Source organism: Reyranella sp., from assembly GCF_965228225.1.
Taxonomy (GTDB): domain Bacteria; phylum Pseudomonadota; class Alphaproteobacteria; order Reyranellales; family Reyranellaceae; genus Reyranella.
In genome coordinates, this window is sequence record NZ_OZ245801.1 from 5337020 (window position 1) to 5354767 (window position 17748).

19 protein-coding genes are annotated in these 17748 nt (G+C 67.0%); 5 read left to right on the forward strand and 14 right to left on the reverse strand.

Translation table 11 applies throughout. From position 1 onward, the window contains the following. Nucleotides 1–122 precede the first annotated feature (122 nt). Nucleotides 123–1301 (forward strand): HlyD family secretion protein, encoded by a 1179-nt coding sequence (locus tag ACO07K_RS25860; protein WP_422033022.1) that lies wholly within the window; start codon nt 123–125, stop codon nt 1299–1301. A 161-nt stretch (nt 1302–1462) separates the two neighbouring features. Beyond that, a complete protein-coding gene (locus ACO07K_RS25865; RefSeq protein WP_422033024.1) occupies nt 1463–3037 on the forward strand; it encodes a DHA2 family efflux MFS transporter permease subunit in 1575 nt (524 codons plus the stop codon). A 1-nt stretch (nt 3038) separates the two neighbouring features. Here ACO07K_RS25865 and ACO07K_RS25870 read toward each other — a convergent pair whose 3' ends face one another. Beyond that, the gene (locus ACO07K_RS25870) at nt 3039–4601 is read right to left on the reverse strand and encodes an AMP-binding protein (protein ID WP_422033026.1); all 1563 of its coding nucleotides are present in this window, start codon (nt 4599–4601) and stop codon (nt 3039–3041) included. A 57-nt stretch (nt 4602–4658) separates the two neighbouring features. On the opposite strand from ACO07K_RS25870, the gene ACO07K_RS25875 reads away from it, so the two are divergent. Continuing rightward, a complete protein-coding gene (locus ACO07K_RS25875; RefSeq protein WP_422033029.1) occupies nt 4659–5939 on the forward strand; it encodes an ArgE/DapE family deacylase in 1281 nt (426 codons plus the stop codon). 44 nt (nt 5940–5983) lie between these two features. Here the strand turns inward: ACO07K_RS25875 and ACO07K_RS25880 are convergent, their stop codons facing one another. Continuing rightward, nucleotides 5984–7051: a CobW family GTP-binding protein gene (locus ACO07K_RS25880; protein WP_422033032.1), complete on the reverse strand. Its 1068-nt coding sequence runs from the start codon at nt 7049–7051 to the stop codon at nt 5984–5986. Continuing rightward, nucleotides 7041–7463 (reverse strand): Fur family transcriptional regulator, encoded by a 423-nt coding sequence (locus ACO07K_RS25885; RefSeq protein WP_422033034.1) that lies wholly within the window; start codon nt 7461–7463, stop codon nt 7041–7043. Before ACO07K_RS25885 ends, ACO07K_RS25880 begins: the two co-directional genes overlap by 11 nt. A 203-nt stretch (nt 7464–7666) precedes the next feature. On the opposite strand from ACO07K_RS25885, the gene hisI reads away from it, so the two are divergent. After that, the gene (gene hisI, locus ACO07K_RS25890) at nt 7667–8152 is read left to right on the forward strand and encodes a phosphoribosyl-AMP cyclohydrolase (RefSeq protein ID WP_422033036.1); all 486 of its coding nucleotides are present in this window, start codon (nt 7667–7669) and stop codon (nt 8150–8152) included. A 101-nt stretch (nt 8153–8253) separates the two neighbouring features. On the opposite strand, the gene ACO07K_RS25895 is transcribed toward hisI, so the two are convergent. From ACO07K_RS25895 to ald, 9 genes are all read right to left on the reverse strand, one after another. Further along, nucleotides 8254–9234, reverse strand: a complete 981-nt coding sequence (locus ACO07K_RS25895) for a hypothetical protein (RefSeq protein ID WP_422033038.1) — start codon at nt 9232–9234, stop codon at nt 8254–8256. A 33-nt stretch (nt 9235–9267) separates the two neighbouring features. Next, a complete protein-coding gene (locus ACO07K_RS25900; RefSeq protein WP_422033040.1) occupies nt 9268–10395 on the reverse strand; it encodes an iron-containing alcohol dehydrogenase in 1128 nt (375 codons plus the stop codon). A 14-nt stretch (nt 10396–10409) separates the two neighbouring features. Next, the gene (locus tag ACO07K_RS25905; RefSeq protein WP_422033042.1) at nt 10410–10703 is read right to left on the reverse strand and encodes a hypothetical protein; all 294 of its coding nucleotides are present in this window, start codon (nt 10701–10703) and stop codon (nt 10410–10412) included. After that, a complete protein-coding gene (zigA, locus tag ACO07K_RS25910; protein WP_422033044.1) occupies nt 10700–11905 on the reverse strand; it encodes a zinc metallochaperone GTPase ZigA in 1206 nt (401 codons plus the stop codon). The genes ACO07K_RS25905 and zigA overlap by 4 nt, the downstream gene beginning before the upstream one ends. Then, complete coding sequence (locus ACO07K_RS25915; protein ID WP_422033046.1) at nt 11898–12524, reverse strand: DUF1826 domain-containing protein; 627 nt, start codon at nt 12522–12524, stop codon at nt 11898–11900. The genes zigA and ACO07K_RS25915 overlap by 8 nt, the downstream gene beginning before the upstream one ends. Beyond that, entirely contained in the window at nt 12509–13468 is a 960-nt protein-coding gene (locus ACO07K_RS25920; RefSeq protein ID WP_422033048.1) for a CobW family GTP-binding protein, read from the reverse strand. Before ACO07K_RS25920 ends, ACO07K_RS25915 begins: the two co-directional genes overlap by 16 nt. 150 nt (nt 13469–13618) lie before the next feature. Continuing rightward, on the reverse strand, nt 13619–13984 hold the full coding sequence (locus tag ACO07K_RS25925; RefSeq protein WP_422033050.1) for a hypothetical protein: 366 nt from the start codon (nt 13982–13984) through the stop codon (nt 13619–13621). Nucleotides 13985–14008: 24 nt separating this feature from the next. Beyond that, complete coding sequence (locus tag ACO07K_RS25930; protein ID WP_422033052.1) at nt 14009–14263, reverse strand: ArsR/SmtB family transcription factor; 255 nt, start codon at nt 14261–14263, stop codon at nt 14009–14011. Nucleotides 14264–14420: 157 nt separating this feature from the next. Further along, the gene (gene ald / locus ACO07K_RS25935; protein WP_422033053.1) at nt 14421–15536 is read right to left on the reverse strand and encodes an alanine dehydrogenase; all 1116 of its coding nucleotides are present in this window, start codon (nt 15534–15536) and stop codon (nt 14421–14423) included. A gap of 135 nt (nt 15537–15671) precedes the next feature. Between ald and ACO07K_RS25940 the strand changes: the two genes are divergently transcribed. After that, entirely contained in the window at nt 15672–16181 is a 510-nt protein-coding gene (locus ACO07K_RS25940; RefSeq protein WP_422033055.1) for an Lrp/AsnC family transcriptional regulator, read from the forward strand. Here ACO07K_RS25940 and ACO07K_RS25945 read toward each other — a convergent pair. Together ACO07K_RS25945 and leuD are read right to left on the reverse strand one after the other, a co-directional pair. Next, on the reverse strand, nt 16154–17017 hold the full coding sequence (locus ACO07K_RS25945; RefSeq protein ID WP_422033057.1) for an EamA family transporter: 864 nt from the start codon (nt 17015–17017) through the stop codon (nt 16154–16156). The genes ACO07K_RS25940 and ACO07K_RS25945 overlap by 28 nt on opposite strands. Nucleotides 17018–17050: 33 nt before the next feature. Beyond that, the gene (gene leuD, locus ACO07K_RS25950; protein ID WP_422033059.1) at nt 17051–17668 is read right to left on the reverse strand and encodes a 3-isopropylmalate dehydratase small subunit; all 618 of its coding nucleotides are present in this window, start codon (nt 17666–17668) and stop codon (nt 17051–17053) included. Between the last annotated feature and the right edge of the window lie 80 nt (nt 17669–17748).

Sequence of the window (17748 nt, forward strand, 5' to 3'; positions counted from 1 at the left end):
GTGCGCGCGTTGCAGCTTGGCGAGGCTCCGGCGTGAAGATCGTTGGCCCGCCAATTGTTTCGGCCTTATTCTTTTTTCATGACAGCAGCGCGAAAACCCGTTTGAGAGCGGCAGGATAAGTCGTGGATCAGTCGGTGCCGCCGCCCGCCCTCAACACATCGCCTGTATCGCCGGCTGTCGGCGTCGCGCCTCCGGTGCGCGTGAGCCGGACATCCGGCATCATGCGCGTCCTGATGCGGCCCCGCTCGATCGTCATTGGCCTCCTGCTGCTCGCGGCGGTCGCCTATGGCGGCCGCGAGCTCCATCTTCGGCTCACCCACGTCTATGAATACGACGCCCGGGTGACCGCCGACATCGTGACGGTGTCGAGCCGTGCCGAGGGCTGGATCGTCGACCTCGCGGTGCGCGAGGGCCAGCGCGTCGAGGCGGGGCAGACCCTCGTGAAGATCGACGACCGAGCGGCCAAGCTGCGCGTCGATGGGCTGCGCGCGCAGATCGACGGCGTCCGGGTCGAGCGGGCGCGGCTGCGCGCCGAACGCAAGCTCGACCAGAACCAGGCCGATGCCGCGATGCGTACGCGCACCTCGACCATCATGGTCCGCGAGAAGGCGCTGGCCGCACTGCAGGCCGACCTCGATTTCGCCAGGCTCGAACTCGATCGCAGCCGGACGCTGTTCGCCAGCAAGGTCGTCAACGAGCGGCAGCTCCAGGTGGCGCAGGCGGCGGTCACGAAGCTCGAAATCCAGATCCTGCAGCTCCAGGCCGAGCACGAGCAGGCCGAGGGCAGTCTCGGCGAGGCCCGGGTCGGGCACGACAGGCTGGGTGTGATCGATGCCCAGATCGAGGCGCTGACCCATCAGGTCGCGGTGCTGGCGGCGCAGATGCGCCAGCAGCAGGTCGATGTCGAGGACCGCACGATCAAGAGCCCGATTCCGGCCGTCATCGACCGCACCTTCACCCTGCCGGGGGAATACGTGGCGGCAGGCCAGCGCATCCTGCTGCTGCACAATCCGGACGAGGTCTGGGTCGAGGCCAACATCAAGGAGACGCAGGTCGGCAAGCTCAAGATCGGCCAGACCGTCCGCGTCTCGGTCGACGCCTATCCCAGCGAAACCTTCGTCGGCCGCGTGGGTCGCATCGGCAGCGCCACCACCGCGCGCTTCGCGCTGCTGCCGACGCCCAATCCGTCGGGCAATTTCACCAAGATCACGCAGCGCGTGCCGGTGAAGATCGACATCGTCCAGATGCCGAAGCCGCTCACGCCCGGCATGATGGTCGAAGTCGAAATTGACATTCGGTAGGGCGGAGCAGGCGATCATGTTGTTGCCCATCCTTCGAGACGGCCGCACCGCGGCCTCCTCAGGATGAGGTCTTTGGTGTCGATACGAACAACACCTCATGCTGAGGAGCGAGCAGAGCGAGCGTCTCGAAGCATGGGCAACGACAATGCTGTAGCCGCATCATGACCGCCGCCAGCGTCCCCCTGCAGACCGCCGCGGCGCTGACCGAGCGCTACGGGCCTTCCTACCGTTGGCTGGTCACCGTCACCGGCATGATGGGCGTCGTGTCGATGGTGCTGGCCATGACCACGGTGAACGTGGCGGTGCCCGACGTCATGGGCGCCTTCGGCATCGGCCAGGACAAGGCGCAGTGGATGTCGTCGGCCTACATGGCGACGATGACGGCCGGCATGCTGATCAACGCCTGGCTGAGCGGCATCCTGGGCGAGCGCCGCACCTTCGTGGGCGCGCTGTTCTTCTTCTCGGTGGGCGCGCTGATGGGCGGCTCGGCGCCGACCGAGGACGCGCTGATCTTCGCCCGCGTGCTGCAGGGCTTCAGCGCCGGCGTCGCGCAGCCGCTGGTCATGGCCACGATCTTCACCGTCTTCCCGCCGGAACGTCGCGGCATGGCGATGGGCGTGTTCGGGCTGGGCGTCGTCTTCGCGCCGGCGATCGGTCCGACCCTCGGCGGTCTGATGATCGAATACTTCTCCTGGCGCTACGTCTTCTTCATCTCGCTGCCGTTCTGCGTTGTCGCGGCGGTCCTCGGCATGGTGTTCATGCCGACCCGGCCGATCCCGAAGGTCATCCCGCCCTTCGACTGGCTGGGCTTCGCGCTGCTCTGCACCGCGCTGCTGGGCCTGATGACCGGCATCGCCGACGGCCAGCGCGAGGGCTGGAGTTCCGACGCCATCGTGTTCCGGCTGGTGCTCGGCGCCGTGGCCACGGTCGCCTTCGTCTGCTGGGAACTCTATACGCCGCGGGCGCTGCTCGACGTGCGCATCTTCGGCAATGTCGAGTTCGCCGCTGCTGCCCTCATTGCCTTCATCTTCGGCGCCGGCATGATGGGCTCGACCTACATCATCCCGGTCTTCGTGCAGACCATCATCGGTTTCACGCCGCTGGTGGCCGGGCTGATGATGATGCCGGCCGGCATCATGCTGGCCTTCATCTTCCCGCTGGCCGGGCGGCTGTCGGACGCCATGCCGGCCTCGACCATGATCATCGGCGGGCTGGTGCTGTTCGCCGCCGGCTTCGCCTGGATGACGACCGCCGACATCGACACGACCTTCTGGACGCTGGTCTGCATGGTGATGCTGTCGCGGCTGGGGCTGGGCTTCATCAATCCCAGCCTCAACGCCTCGTCGCTGAAGGCGCTGCCGGCCGACAAGGTGCGCCAGGGCTCGGGCATCGCCAACTTCATGCGCCAGCTGGGCGGCGCCTTCGGCATCAACGGGATGGTCGCCTTCTTCGAGATCAGGACCCGCTTCCATGCCGATGCGCTGACGGCGACGCAGGACTGGGGCAACCGCACGACCGACCGCATGCTGACCCAGGTCGAGCATCTGATGCAGAAGAGCGGCCTGCCCCTTCAGCAGCAAAAGGCGGGCGCCCTCGAATACCTGGCCACGATGTTGCAAAGCAACGCGCAGATGATGGCGTTCTCCGATACGTTCATCGTCGTGGGCGTGGTGGCGCTGCTGGCCCTGATTCCCGCGGCGATGCTGTCGCGTTCGCAGCGACGGTCGCGCGGATGAGTCACACGATGCGGCTCTTCTTGTCGCCCCAGTAACGGTCGCGCAGCAGGCGCTTGTAGAGCTTGCCGGTCGGCAGGCGCGGCAGCTCGTCCTCGAAATCGACGGAGCGCGGCACCTTCTGCCGGGCGAGATGCTGGCCGCAGAAGGCGATCAGCTCCTCGGCGGTGGCGCCCGTCTTCGGCACGCCGGGCATGAGCTGGACGACCGCCTTCACCTCCTCGCCGAGATCGGCGTTGGGGACGCCGAACACCGCCGCGTCGGCCACCTTGGGATGGGTGATCAGCAGGTTCTCGCATTCCTGCGGGTAGATGTTCACGCCGCCGGAAATGATCATGAAGGTCGCGCGGTCGGTCAGGTGGAGGTAGCCGTCGGCATCGACATAGCCGACGTCGCCCACCGTGCTCATCGTGCCGTCCTCGGAGCGCGCCTCGCGTGTCTTGGCGGGGTCGTTGAAATACTCGAACGGCGTCGCGGTCTTGAACCACAGGGTCCCGGCCGTGCCGGCGGGCAGCGGCTTCATGTCATCGTCGAGCACGTGCAGTTCGCCCAGCAGGACGCGTCCCACCGTGCCCTTGTGCGCCAGCCATTCCTGCGAGCTGCAGGCGGTGAAGCCCAGCCCCTCGGTGGCGCCGTAATATTCATGGATGATCGGGCCCCACCAGGCGATCATCTGTTCCTTCACCTGGACCGGGCAGGGCGCCGCCGCATGGATGGCGATCTCCAGCGAACCCAGGTCGTACTGCTTCCGCGTCTGCTCTGGCAGCTTCAGCATTCGCGAGAACATCGTCGGCACGAGCTGGCTGTGGGTGACGCGGTACTTTTCGATGAGCTGCAGGTAATGCTCGGGGTCGAAGCGCTCCATGACGATCACGGTGCCGCCCAGGCGGATCGTGAGGTTCACCGCCGCCTGGGGCGCCGAATGGTAGAGCGGCGCCGGCGAGAGGTAGATCATGCCTTCGCGGTACTGCCAGAGCTTCAGCAGGAAGGAGAAGATCGGCAGGAGCTGCGACGGCGGCTGCTCGGCCAGCGGCCGTACGATCCCCTTCGGCCGTCCCGTGGTGCCGGACGAGTAGAGCATCGCGGTCCCGAGCGATTCGTCGGCGATCGGCGTCGCGGGCAGGCCGGTCGTCGCCTCCGCGAGATTGACGATCTTCGCGCTGCCGGCCGATCCGCCGCCGGGGCCGTCGACGACGATGCAGAGCGCGATCCCCGGGCAGTGCGGCAGGGCCGCGAGGGCCACGTCCCGCTTGGCCTGGGAGGTGATGAGCACTTTCGAGGCGCTGTTGTTCAGGATGTAGGCAAGCTCGTCGGCCGTCAGGAACGAATTCACGCACGTGTAGTAGGTGCCGGTGCGCTCGCCGGCGGTACAGCACTCCACGTAGCGCGCGTTGTTCTCCATGAAGATCGAATAATGGTCGAGCCGCTTCACGCCCTGGGCGCGCAGCAGGTGCGCCAGCCGGTTGCTGCGTGCTTCCAGCTCGCCATAGGTCACGGTCTCGCCGCTGCCGGCCATGATCACCGCAGGATGGGACGCCTGCGTCGTCGCGTTTTTGCCCGGGTACATTTTGTTTCCTCCGCCGAAACTATAGACGGCGTACCGGGGCTGCGCCAAAGTCCGCGCATGCTCGATTCATCGCTCAAGTCCAAAATCATGGACGAAGTCGATCGCCGCTTCGACGATCAGACGAACGTACTGGCCGACCTGGTCCGGATTCCCTCGACCCGATTCCAGGAAGCCCCGGCGCAGGACATGATGGCGCGCCTGTTCAAGGAGGACGGGCTCGGCATCGATCGCTGGCAGGTCAAGATCGACGACCTCAAGCACCTGCCGGGCTACTCGCCGCATTCGCTGGATTACGACGATGCGTGGAACGTCGTCGGCGCCTGGCGGCCGTCGAACCCCAAGGGCCGGTCGCTGATCCTCAACGGCCATATCGACGTGGTGCCCGAGGGACCGCACGAGATGTGGACCCGCAATCCCTACGACGCCTACGTCAAGGACGGCTGGATGTACGGCCGCGGCTCAGGCGACATGAAGGCCGGGCTGATCCTCAACGTCTTCGCGCTGCGGGCCCTGCGGGCGCTGGGCTACATGCCGGCGGCCGACGTCTATCAGCAGTCGGTGGTCGAGGAGGAGTGCACCGGCAACGGCGCGCTCGCCTGTCTGCAGCGCGGCTATCGTGCCGATGCCGCGCTGATCCCCGAACCGTCGGGCTGCACGCTCACGGTGGCGCAGGTCGGCGTCATGTGGTTCCAGGTCAAGGTCACCGGCCACCCGGTCCATGTCTACAAGGCCGATGCCGGCTCGAACGCGATCGAATCGGCGTTCCGTCTGATCCAGCAGCTGCGCGAACTCGAGAAGAAGTGGAACGCGCTGAAGGCCCACGACAAGCATTACTGCGACCATCACCATCCGGTGAACTTCAACGTCGGCAAGATCGCCGGCGGCGACTGGGCGAGCTCGGTCCCGTCCTGGTGCACCTTCGACATGCGTGTGGGCGTGTTGCCGACCCAGACGCTCAAGGAGTGCCGGCAGGAGGTCGAGGACACGATCCGCCAGGCCGCGGCCAACGATCCCTTCCTCGGAAACAACCTGCCGACCGTGAGCTGGGAAGGCTTCCAGGCCGAGCCCTACGTGCTCAAGAACCACGAGCATGTGCGCGATGTCCTGGCCGATGCGCACAAGACGGTGTTCGGCGCCGAGCTCGACGATCGCCGCACCACCGGCACGACCGATGCCCGCTTCTTCGGCCTCTATGCCGGCCTGCCGGCCCTAGTCTACGGGCCGCAGTCCGACGACGTCCACGGCTTCGACGAGCGGGTGAACATCGAGTCGATCCGCAAGATCACCCAGTCGACGGCGCTGTTCATCGCCGAATGGTGCGGCCTGGAGAAGGTCTGACGCTCAAGACCGTCGATGAGGACGGGGAGGCGCCTCTCCCCGACTCACGCGGGAGCGAACATCCTCAGCGTGTCGCGCAGGGCCGATTCGTCGAGGTCTCGGGTGATGAACACGATGCGCGTGCGCCGGTCGTTGCCCGGCCATTTCTTCATCTGCAGCGGCGGGTGAAAGACGTGCTGAACGCCGTGGATGACGAGGGGACCGTCGAAGCCCTCGATGTTTACGATGCCCTTCACCCGCAGGATGTCCGGGCCCTTCATCGCCAGGAGAAGGCCCAGCCAGGTGTCGAAGGCCGAGGCCGGAATGGGCTCTTCGACCGTCAGGCAGACGGCCTTGATGTGCTCGTCGTGCCGGTTGATGTCGTGCCCGTGCCCGTGCCCGTGCCCGTGCTCATGGTTATGGTCATGTCCGTCGGGCGTATAGGCTTCAGCCTTCAGCCAGCGCTGCACGTCCAGGCTCTTGGTTTCCGGATTGTACAATCCGGCATCGAGGAGGCTCGCAGGGTCGACCTCGCCCTGCCGGCTGACGATGATCGGGGCCGCCGGGTTCAGGCGGCGCAGTCGCTGGGACAGCGCCATCGATTGCGCCGGCGGGACCAGGTCGGTCTTGGTCAGCAGCAGGCGATCGGCGACGGCCGCCTGTTTCACGGACTCGATCTGCCGGTCGAGGGTGGCGTCGCCGGTCGCGGCATCGACGGTCGTGATCACGCCATCCAGACGGTAGGCCGAGTTGAGGGCGAGGTCGGACATCAGCGTGTGCAGGATCGGCGCCGGATCGGCGAGCCCCGTCGTCTCGATCAGCACCCGGTCGAACGGCGCGATGGTTCCGCCCAGCTTGCGGGCGGTCAGGCCGCGCAACGTGTCGACCAGGTCGCCGCGAATGGTGCAGCACAGGCATCCGCTCTTCAGCAGGACCATGTCCTCGGTGGAACTCTCGACCAGTTCGTGATCGAGGCCGATCTCGCCGAACTCGTTGATCACGACGACGGTGCGCGCGAACTCGGCCCGGGACAGAAGCTTGTTGAGGACCGTCGTCTTGCCGCTGCCGAGAAACCCGGTCAGCAGGGACACTGGCACGAGCGGGCCGCCGGGACTGCCTCGCCTATCGCTCATCGGGATGACCTCGTCTTGCCGCATCGGCCGTGGCCTCGGCACACCGGTCGCAGGTGCCGCTGCACTCGATGACCGGCCTCGCAATATGGAACTTGAGGGTGGCCGCGTTGCTTTCGATCAGGTCGGCGAGGCCGGGGCTTTCGACCGCCACCGAGCTGTCGCAGGTGTCGCAGAGAAAGAGCACGGGAGACCCGGGACGATCGCGCAGGATATAGGCGTTCCGGCTCTCGACGCGCAGGATCGCGCCGATCTCCAGGAGGAACTCGAGCGCCCGGTAGATCGTCGGCGGCGTGTGCTTTCTGCCGACTTCTTCCTGGAGCAGCACGAGCAGCGCGTAGGCTCCCAGGGGGCGGTTGGACCGGGCGATGATGCGCAGGACGGCCGCCCGCAGGGGCGTGAGCCGAAGTCCCATCTGATCGCAAGCTGTCTGGGCACTCTCGAGGGCCCGATCCACTTGCACGGTCGTCTCGGGTGGCGCCGATGGAGGAGACTGAACCATGATCTTCGGCCTCGCCTGATGCGTCATGCATCTTACTTAGGAACGTTATAACGTTGCCTTCATGACTCTCTTCCGTCAAGGTCGCCGTACGATCATCCGCATGCGAGGAGTCCCCGATGCCGCAGCCTGCCCGTCTCGCGAGGCGCCTGTCCGTCGAGCAGGTCGAGGAAGGCCTGGTCCTCGCCCCAAAGTTCGACCGTGACGGGTTGATTCCCGTCGTCACCACCGATGCCCACTCAGGCGAGGTACTGATGGTGGCTGCGATGGACGCCGAGGCGCTGCTGCGGACGGTCGACACCCGAGAGGCCCACTACTGGAGCCGCAGCCGGCAGTGTCTCTGGAAGAAGGGCGCGACGAGCGGCCTCGTCCAGGAGGTCGTCGACCTGCGCATCGACGACGATCAGGACGCGGTCTGGCTGCGCGTTCGGGTCCGCGGCTCGGGGGCGAGCTGCCACGTCGGCTACCGCTCCTGCTTCTACCGATCGATCTCGCTGGAACCGGGCGAGGCGGGGCGGCCGATCGCCCTGCGCCAGGAAGAGGCCGCGAAAGTGTTCGATCCGGTCGACGTCTACGGCGATGCACCGAACCCGACCCGGCTCTAGCAGGCCGTTGAAGGAGTCGGAGGCCGGGCGGATAAACGAAACAACCGAAATAACCGAAACAATCGAAGCCGGAGTCGCACCCCCTCGCGTCGACCGCCCGGTCAGTTCCATCCCAACTGACGGGCGACGGCCCCCAGCAGCAGCACGCTCGCGGTGGCGATCACCACCAGCGACGAGGCGACGGCGATCGCCCGGCCGAAGGCAGCCGACCGATCCTCGCCGACGATGAGCCGGTGGGCGAGCATGGAGGCCATGCCGATGGCGGCGAGCGCCAGGGCCATGCCTGCCGCGATGGCGATCACGCCGACGATACCGGCCCAGAGAACGTCGAGCGCCAGCGACAGCAGCACCAGGATCAGCGCACCGGCGCAGGGCGCGGCGCCCGCAGCGCTCAGCAGCATCAGGCCGGAGCGGCGACGGAGGAATCCGGCTGACCTCGCATCGACCCGGTGAGGCGCGGGCGGCGCATGATCGTGATGATGCTCATGCGTGCCATGGGCGTGCCCATGGTGATGCCCGTGCTCATGCCCGTGCCCGCCGTGGTCGTGGTTGCAGGCAGCGACGTCGCCTCGCAACCCGGCCCGCAGCCGCCATAGTCCGACGGCGAGAATCAGGAGATACGAGGCGATCTCGACCAGTCGCGCGTGCGCGAGGGCGCCGAACAGCCCCACGACGCTCATGAGCTTCAGGCCGGTCGCCAGCAGGAGGGCCGAGAGGGTGTGGGTGATGGCGATCCAGGCGCCGGCGAAGAGGCCCTCGATCCAGCGCCGGGGCTCCGTGCCATCGAGGAAATAGGCGACGATCACCGCCTTGCCGTGCCCCGGACCCAGCGTGTGCACGACCCCATAGCTGAAGCAGAGCGACAGCAGGATCCATAGCGCTGCCGCCGATCCCGCTCCGCTGCCGACGTCCTGAAGAGACGTCGAGAGCTGGTGCTGGATGTGTCTCTGGTAGGCCGCCGATTCGCGGGCGAGCCATGCCAGCCCGTCGGAGGAGACGAGGGCAAAACCCAGGGCTGCCAGCAAAGAAAGGCCGAGCCAGAAGAAAGGCGACTGGACGGCGGCCAGGGTCCTGGTTCTCATGACGCTTGTACCCGGAGTTGCGAGACGTCGGGCCTAGAGGGCGGCGTGAAAGAGGTCGCGATAGACTTCGGCGTCGACGGTCTTCGGGGTGGTGCGGCTCGAGAGGTCGGCCACGGCGTGCGGCACGAGGTCGGGGATCATCTCCTCGGTGACGCCCATCGCGCGCAGTCCGCCGGGCAGACCGATGCTCGCGTTGCGCGCCAGCACCGCCTCGGCCAGATCGGCGCCGGCGGGGAGGCCCATGGCTTCGGCCATCCGCTCGTACTTGTCGGGCGCCGTGCCGGCGTTGAAGCGAAGGATCGTCGGCAGGATCACGGCATTCAGCGTGCCGTGGTGCAGCCTGAGGCCGGGCAGGCGGCCGGCGGCATGGCTCATCGAGTGGACGGGTCCCAGTCCCTTCACGAAGGCCATCGCCCCCTCGGTCGAGGCCATCATCATGTTCCAACGGGCCTCGCGGTCGCCGCCGTCGTGCACGGCCCTCTCGATGTGCCGCCAGGCCCGTCGCAGCCCGTCGTACCCGATCCCTTCGGCCGGCGGATTCACCACCGGCGACAGGATGGCCTCGATGCAATGGGTCACCGCATCCATGCCGGTCGCCGCGGTGAGCGCGGGCGGCAGGCCAAGCGTCAGCTCGGGATCGCAGATCGCCACGCTGGGGATCATCTTCGGGCTCGCGAAGGTGAGCTTGCGGCCGTCCTTCATGACGATCACGAAGCCGACAGATACTTCGCTGCCGGTGCCCGATGTCGTGGGAATGGCGATGACCGGCGCGACCCGCTCGATCCGGCGGGCTCCGCCCGTCAGCGGATCGTAGCGCTCGAGGGAGCCGCCGCTGCCGGCCAGCAGGGCGACGGCCTTGCCGAGGTCCATGGACGATCCGCCGCCCAAGCCGATGACGCCGTCGCACTCGTTCGACCGATAGAGGTCGAAGGCCGCGAGCGCCGCCGCTTCAGTGGGATTGCCGGGCGTGTCGTCGAACACGGGAATGTCCTGCGCGCCCGGAATGGCGGCGAGCAGGGTATCGAGCAGGCCGGCGGCACGGACGCCCCGGTCGGTGGCGATCAGCGGCCGGTGCATGCCGAGGCGTTCAAGTTCCTTCGGCAGGATGCGGATGGCCCCGAAGTCGAAATGCGTGGTGGTGAGATAACTCAGAATCGCCATGGTGCGCCGTCTCGTCAGTTCGCTTTGGGGGCGGCCGCCGTCGCGTCGAGCAGGTGCGCGACGCCGCGGAGAAAGGCCGAGGTCCGGGCCGGCGGAGCGCCGCGCGACCCGAGGTCGATCAGTTCCTGGACCAGGGCGTCGGCGATGGCATTGCCCGGAAGCCATTGCTCCCGCGCCGCGGCGATGGCGTCCCTCAGAAAGGTGCGCGCCTTGGCGACGTCGGCGGCATGGACCTCGGCGATGCGGGCCTCCGGGCTCATCCCCGCGCCGTCGTCGCGGCCGGTGGCCGATGGATGTCGGTGGCTCATTCGTGCCCCGGCATTTTCCAGACGGGGAAGGGGTCGGGCAGCCGACCCCACATGGCGGGGCCCATCTTCATCTCGGCCTCGGTCAACAGGCAGTCGTCGAGACGGCGCGTGAGTTCCTTGCGGTCCATGCCCTTCGTGCCGATGAAGACGATCTCCTGCCGGCGGTCGCCGTAGGGGCTCTTGAAGGAATTGCGGATGGTGGCGCGCCAGGTCGAGTCCTGGGGCCAATCCTCGCGCTTCACTGCCGCCCACCAGGCGCCCGCCGCTTCGTGGCGCAGCATGCCGCCGGCCTGGCTGAGCGAGCCCGCGAAGTTCATCCGCGAGGCCAGCCAGAAGAAGCCCTTGGAGCGGATCACACCGTCCCAGCGGCCGTTGAGCAGGGCGTAGAGACGCATGGGATGAAACGGCCGGCGGGCCTTGTAGACGAAGCTCCAGAAACCGTAGGTCTCGGTCTCCGGCGTATGGGTGCCGCGCATTTCCTGCATCCAGCCGGGGGCCTGGCTCGCCTTCTCGTAGGAGAACAGGCCGGTGTCCATGATCTGGTCGAGCGGCACCTTGCCGAACTCGCCGGTGACGATCCGGGCCTTGGCATTGAGGCGCCGCAGCATCGTCTGCAGGAAGCCGAGCTCCTCGGGCGAGACGAGATCGGCCTTGTTCACGACGATGACGTCGGCGAACTCGACCTGTTCGACGAGCAGGTCGACGACCGTCCGCGTATCCTCGGGCTCGGCGGTCTGGCCGCGCTGATGCAGGAAGTCGGCCGAGCTGTAGTCTTCGATGAACGCCCGGGCGTCGACCACCGTCACCATCGTGTCGAGGCGCGCGACCTTCGACAGGCTCTTGCCCGCCTCGTCCTCGAATTCGAAGGTGGCGGCCACCGGCATCGGCTCGGAGATGCCGGTCGATTCGATCAGCAGATAGTCGAAGCGCCCCTCGCCGGCCAGCCGCTCGACCTCCTCGAGAAGATCCTCGCGCAGGGTGCAGCAGATGCAGCCATTCGACATCTCGACGAGCTTCTCCTCGCTGCGGCTCAACTCGGCGCCACCCTGGCGCACCAGGGCGGCGTCGATGTTGATCTCGCTCATGTCGTTCACGATCACCGCGACCTTGCGGCCCTCGCGGTTGTTGAGGACATGGTTGAGCAAGGTCGTCTTGCCGGCGCCGAGATAGCCGGACAGCACGGTGACGGGGAGCCTATTCATCGTCGGGAACCTCGTTGAGGCAGAGGAAGAGTCGCGTTTGGCCGCTGCCGGCGACCGGAGGGGAGCGGTGCACGATGGCTTCCGTGCCGGCCCGCACCACGCCCTTGAACAGACCGGCCGCGAAGCGCGGGAATTCGTTCAGCGGCCCGCGATAGCGGCGCTGGGCCTTCAGCGCGCGGGCAGCATGCTCGAGCGGCGGCCATTGCGTGCCGGGACCGCGATAGGTTGCGTTGAGACGGTAGCCGACATGATCTCGATGGAACCGCCAGCAGGCATCGTGGGCGATCGCTTCCAAGCGCAGGTCGACGTCGGGGCTGCCGGTGCGCCTCGCGAAGCTGCGGGCAAGCCCGGCAATGTCGTCGATCAGCGCGCGGCGCTCGGGGCTGTCGGCCAGCGCCACGAGATCGCAGAGGGCGGCGAGCCGGGCCGGGACGCAGGCGGCCGGTCCGATGAAGTGGCCCTCCGGCAGGCGCTCCGCCGGCAGGGAATCGAGCCAGGCCGCCAGCGTCGCCGTTTGAGGCCGATGCCAGATGGCGAGGGCGACGTCGTGCTCGGCAATCCGATGCAGGACGGCATCATCGGAACTCTCGACGACCCGCACGTTCACCGCGCCAGACACGACTCGAATCCCGCCTTGAGGGCCGCCGCGTCGAGGTTCCGGCCTATCAGGACGAATCGCGAATCGCGCGTTTCGTGATCCTTCCAGGGCCTGCCGGTGGTGGCGTCCATCAGCATGTGCACGCCCTGGAAGACATAGCGTTTGGAGCTGCCCTTCAGGTCGAGAATGCCCTTGCAGCGCAGGATGTCGACGCCGCGGAGGCGCAGCAGTTCGGAGATCCACGCCGTGAACCGGTCCGGATCCAAGGGGCGGGAGGCCCGCAGCGAGACGCTGGTGATCGCCTCGTCGTGCTCGTGATCGTCCTCGCCGAGGAAGCCGGGCTCGATCTCGAGGATGCGGTCGAGGTCGAAGGCGCCGCGATCGAGCAGCTCGGTGATCGGCAGGGCGCAATGATCGGTCCGGTGCAGGCGGGCCATCGGGTTGATCGCGCGGATGCGGGCCTCGACACGGGCCGCCTCCTCGGCCGGAACGAGATCGATCTTGTTCAGCAGAACGATGTCGGCGAACGCGACCTGCTCGGCGGCTTCATGACTGTCTTCCAGGCGCTGCAGAAAGTTCTTCGCATCGACGACGGTGATGATGGAATCGAGCCGGGTCCGGCTGCGCACGTCCTCGTCGACGAAGAAGGTCTGGGCCACGGGCGCCGGGTCGGCCAGCCCGGTGGTCTCGATCAGGATCGCATCGAAGCGGCCCTTGCGCTTCATCAGCCCGTCGATGATGCGGATCAGATCGCCGCGGACGGTGCAGCAGATACAGCCATTGTTCATCTCGAAGACTTCTTCCTCGGCATCGACCACGAGATCGTTGTCGATGCCGAGCTCCCCGAATTCGTTGACGATGACGGCAAACTTCCGGCCGTGCTGCTCGGTCAGCAGGCGGTTGAGGAGGGTCGTCTTTCCGGCGCCGAGATATCCGGTCAGCACGGTGACGGGGACCTGATCCATGTATGCCTCTCGGGAGTCCCCTGCGGACCAGGGGCGTCTGCGGTGGTCTCTTGGAATTGGTACAGTATAACATTTCCAATGGTCAAGCTGCGGAATGGTGGGCAAACAAAAAGGGCGGGAGTTGCCTCCCGCCCCTTCGTCAGTCCGCCGTTACGCGGCCTTCTGGACGATCTCCACGGGCCCGTGGTTGTCGCAGTGAGTGCCGTGGGGGTGATGCAGGTGCCCGTCGACCAGGTAGTCGACATGGTCGCCATGCGGCACCGCTTCGTGGCCGCAGCCCGGGCCGTGCTTGTGGTTCTTGTCGTGGGCGCCGCAGGCATGGTCGGGCGTGCAGGCCCCCGGATTGTGGGCGCTTATTTCGATCGTATGCTCGTCGACGTGATCGCCGTGCGGATGATGGAGATGGCCATCGTGCAGGTAGTCGAGGTGATCGCCGTGCTTGATGGCGGTGTGGCCGCAGGCCGGGCCATGCGCGTGCGGATGCTCGGCATGGATCTTGTGGTCGTGGCTGGACATGACATTCATCCTTTCGTGAAAAACTCAGTGCCTCTCGGCGGCATGGGCGATGGCGTTGCGGACGAGCGTGAGAACGTGATCGTCGGCGATCCGGTAGATGACGCTCTTGCCCTCGCGCTGACGATCGATCAGCCGGGCGGCATGCAGGACCTGCAGGCGCGCCGAAACAGTGGTGATCTTCTCTTCCTCAGCGGCGGCAATTTGCGAGACGCTGAGGCTGTTGTCGGCGAGCAGCATCAGGGTCCGCAGGCGCGCAACGTCCGAGAGGGCGTCGAACATGCGAGCTGCTTCTTCCAAGTGCCGGCCGCCGGCCGCTTTGAGCATGGGATCCCTTGCTGTTGATCCAATTATCCATAGATCCATGGAATGATGGAATCAAGCCATGCCGTTGAGGATTTTCTCCCCGCCCCGAAGAGAGGGCGGGGAGGATTCCAGCTCAGGCGGCGATCGCCTGTTCGGCGGGCACGTAGGGAAGGCTGAGGCTCTCGGCGGCCGCCTTGTGCGTCAGCTGGCCGTGATGGACGTTGAGGCCTGCGGCGAGATGCTGGTTCGCGGCGATGGCGGCGAGGCCCTTGCCGGCGAGAGCGAGGCCGAAGGGCAGAGTGGCATTGTTGAGCGCCTCGCTCGAGGTCACCGGCACAGCGCCGGGCATGTTGGCCACGCAATAGTGGATGATGCCGTTGACCTCGTAGGTCGGCTCGGCATGCGTCGTGGCGTGCGAGGTCTCGAAGCAGCCGCCCTGGTCGATGGCGACGTCGACGATCACCGAGGCCGGCTTCATCGACTTGAGCATCGCCTTGGTCACCAGCTTGGGTGCGGTGGCGCCGGCCACCAGCACGGCGCCGATTACGGCATCGGCCGAGAACACTTCCTGCTCGATGGAGTCGATCGTCGAGTAGCGCGTGCGGACCCGGCCCTGGAACAGATCGTCGAGTTCGCGCAACCGCGGCAGCGAGCGGTCCAGTACCGTGACCTCGGCGCCGAGGCCCGCCGCCATGCGCGCGGCATGCGTGCCCACGACGCCGCCGCCCAGTACGACGACATGGGCCGGCTTCACGCCCGGCACGCCGCCCAACAGCAGGCCGCGGCCGCCGCGATGGCGCTGCAGGGCGCCGCCCGCCGCCTCGATCGAGAGTCGCCCGGCGACCTCGCTCATCGGCGCCAGCAGCGGCAGGCCGCCGCGCGCGTCGGTCACAGTCTCGTAGGCGACGGCGGTGCAGCCCGACTCGATCAGGCCCTTGGCCTGCGCGGGATCGGCGGCGAGATGGAGATAGGTGAACAGGATCTGGCCGGAGCGCAGTTGCGCCCATTCGCCGGGCTGCGGCTCCTTCACCTTCACGATCATCTCGGCGGTCGAGAGTATCTCGGCGGCGGTGTCGGCGATGCGCGCGCCTGCCGTGCGGTAGACGTCGTCGCCGGCCCCGATCCCGGCGCCGGCGCCGGTCTCGACCACGACTTCGTGGCCGGCATGGACGTATTCGCGAACCGCGCCGGGCGTCAGCCCGACGCGATATTCATGCATTTTGATCTCTTTCGGCACACCGACGCGCATAGGTCCAATCTCCAGCTGGGTTCGGGTGTCATCAAACCAAGGAATGCGGGTTTGTTTCCCGGCATTCTGAAGACGAATTGTGTCTCTCCTGCCGAAATTCTACGTTGAGCCGCGAAAGCACGCAGGATTCCGAACATGCATCTCGACAAGATCGACGCCACCATCCTGTCGGAGCTGACGGAGAATGCCCGGGTGAGCCAGGTCGAGCTTGCCGCGCGGGTCGGCCTGTCGAGCACCGCGGTGGCGCGGCGGCAGCGTGCGCTGGAGGAGGAGGGCCTGATCCGCGGCTACCAGGCCGTGCTCGACCTCGGCCGCTTCGGATTGGCCACGACGGTCGTGGTGCGGATCACGCTGGACAGCCAGAGCGACGAGGCGCTGACGGCGTTCGAGGCAGGCGTCCTCGACTGCCCCTCGGTGGTGCGCTGCTTCCTGATGTCGGGCAGCGACGACTATGTCGTCATCGTGCTGGCGCGCGACATCGAGGATTTCGAGCGCATCCACCGCACAGAGCTCTCGCGCCTGCCGCGGGTCGCGCGGCTGGAATCGAGCTTCGCGCTGCGCGAGGTCGTGACTCGCGCGGTGCCGCCGTCTGTGTTCGGCAAGACGGTGCGAAGTGCTCAGCGCAGGCGTCGCGCCGAGGCGTAGACGCCGACCGCCACGCCGCCCAGCACGACCGCCACGGCCACGAGGCGCTCCCCCGACAGCGGCTCGCCGGTGAGGTAAGCCGAGATCGCGAGCGCGGCGCAGGGCACGAGCAGGCTGACGGGTCCGACTTTCGCGGCGGGATAGGTGCGTAGCAAGGTGCCCCAGATCAGGTAGCCCAGCCACATCACGGGAACGACCGTGTAGAAGAGCACGAACCAGCCAAGCCAGGTCGGCGCGAGGATGGGTGCGGCCAGCGCCGCCGGCCCGTCGAGCACGAGGGATGCGAGAGCGAGCGGAATCGGCGGCAGGACGCTCGCCCAGACGGTGACGGCGAACATCGAAACGCCGCGGGCCGAGCGGAAGACGAGATTGCCCAGCGCCCAGGTGAAGGCCGACATCAGCGCCAGGCCGACGGCGAGCAGCGGCGTGTCGTCGGAGATTGAGCGTGCGAGCAGTACGACGCCGGCGACCGCGACGGCGAGGCCGAGCCACTGTCCGCGCGTCGCATGCTCGCGCAGCAACAAGGCGGCCAGCACGACGGTGAGCGGCCCCTGGAGCTGCACCAGCACCGAGGTGAGTCCGGGCGGCAGTCCGGCGCCCATGGCGAAGAACAGGAAGATGAACTGGCCGCCGAACATCAGGCCGCCGATGCCCGCCAGGACGGACCAGGAGACCGCGGGCTTGGGAATGAACAAAGCCGGCAGCGCGCCCAGCAGGAAGCGCCAGGTCGCAAAGGCGAAGGGCGTGAACTCGTCGAGGCCGAACCGGATGACCGTGAAGTTCAGCCCCCACATCGCCACGATGAGGAGGGCCGCCGCTAGATGCGTCGGGCTCATGCCCGACGCTGGGGATGCAGCGGGCTCAAACGCCTACAGCCAAACCCACGGACGCGAACTCTTGTCCGATGTCTGCCACGCCTCGATCTCATCGCGGCGCGACATGGTGAGCGCGATGTCGTCGAGCCCGTTCAGCATGGCGTGCTGGCGCCGCGCATCGACCTGGAATGGGATGGTGCGGCCGGTCGGCGAGATCACCTGGCAGTTCTCGAGGTCGACGGTGATACGCGCGTTGCCGGGCGAAGCCGTCATCTCGTCGGCGAGCTGCTCGATCTCGTGGATCGGCAGAGCCACCGGCAATAGCCCGTTCTGAAAGCAGTTGTTGTTGAAGATGTCGCCGAAGTAGGGCGCGATCACCGCCTTGATGCCCATGCCCTTCAGCGCCCACACCGCGCCCTCGCGGCTCGAGCCGCAGCCGAAATTCTCCCGGCTGAGGATGATCGGCGCGTCGCGATAGGGCGTCTGGTTGAAGATGCAGTCCGGATCCTCGCTGCCGTCGGGCTTGAAGCGGATCTGCTCGAAGGCATAGGGGCCCAGCCCTTCGCGGGTCACGTTGTCGACCAGCCGCTCGATGCGGATGATCAGGTCGGTGTCGACGTTCTGGCGCATCAGCGGCGTGGCGACTCCCGTCACCTTGGTGAACTTGTCCATTCTGCGTTTCCTCCCTTCACCTCATCCTGAGGAGCGCGTGAAGCGCGCGTCTCGAAGGATGGGCAACAATCGTGGTGCTC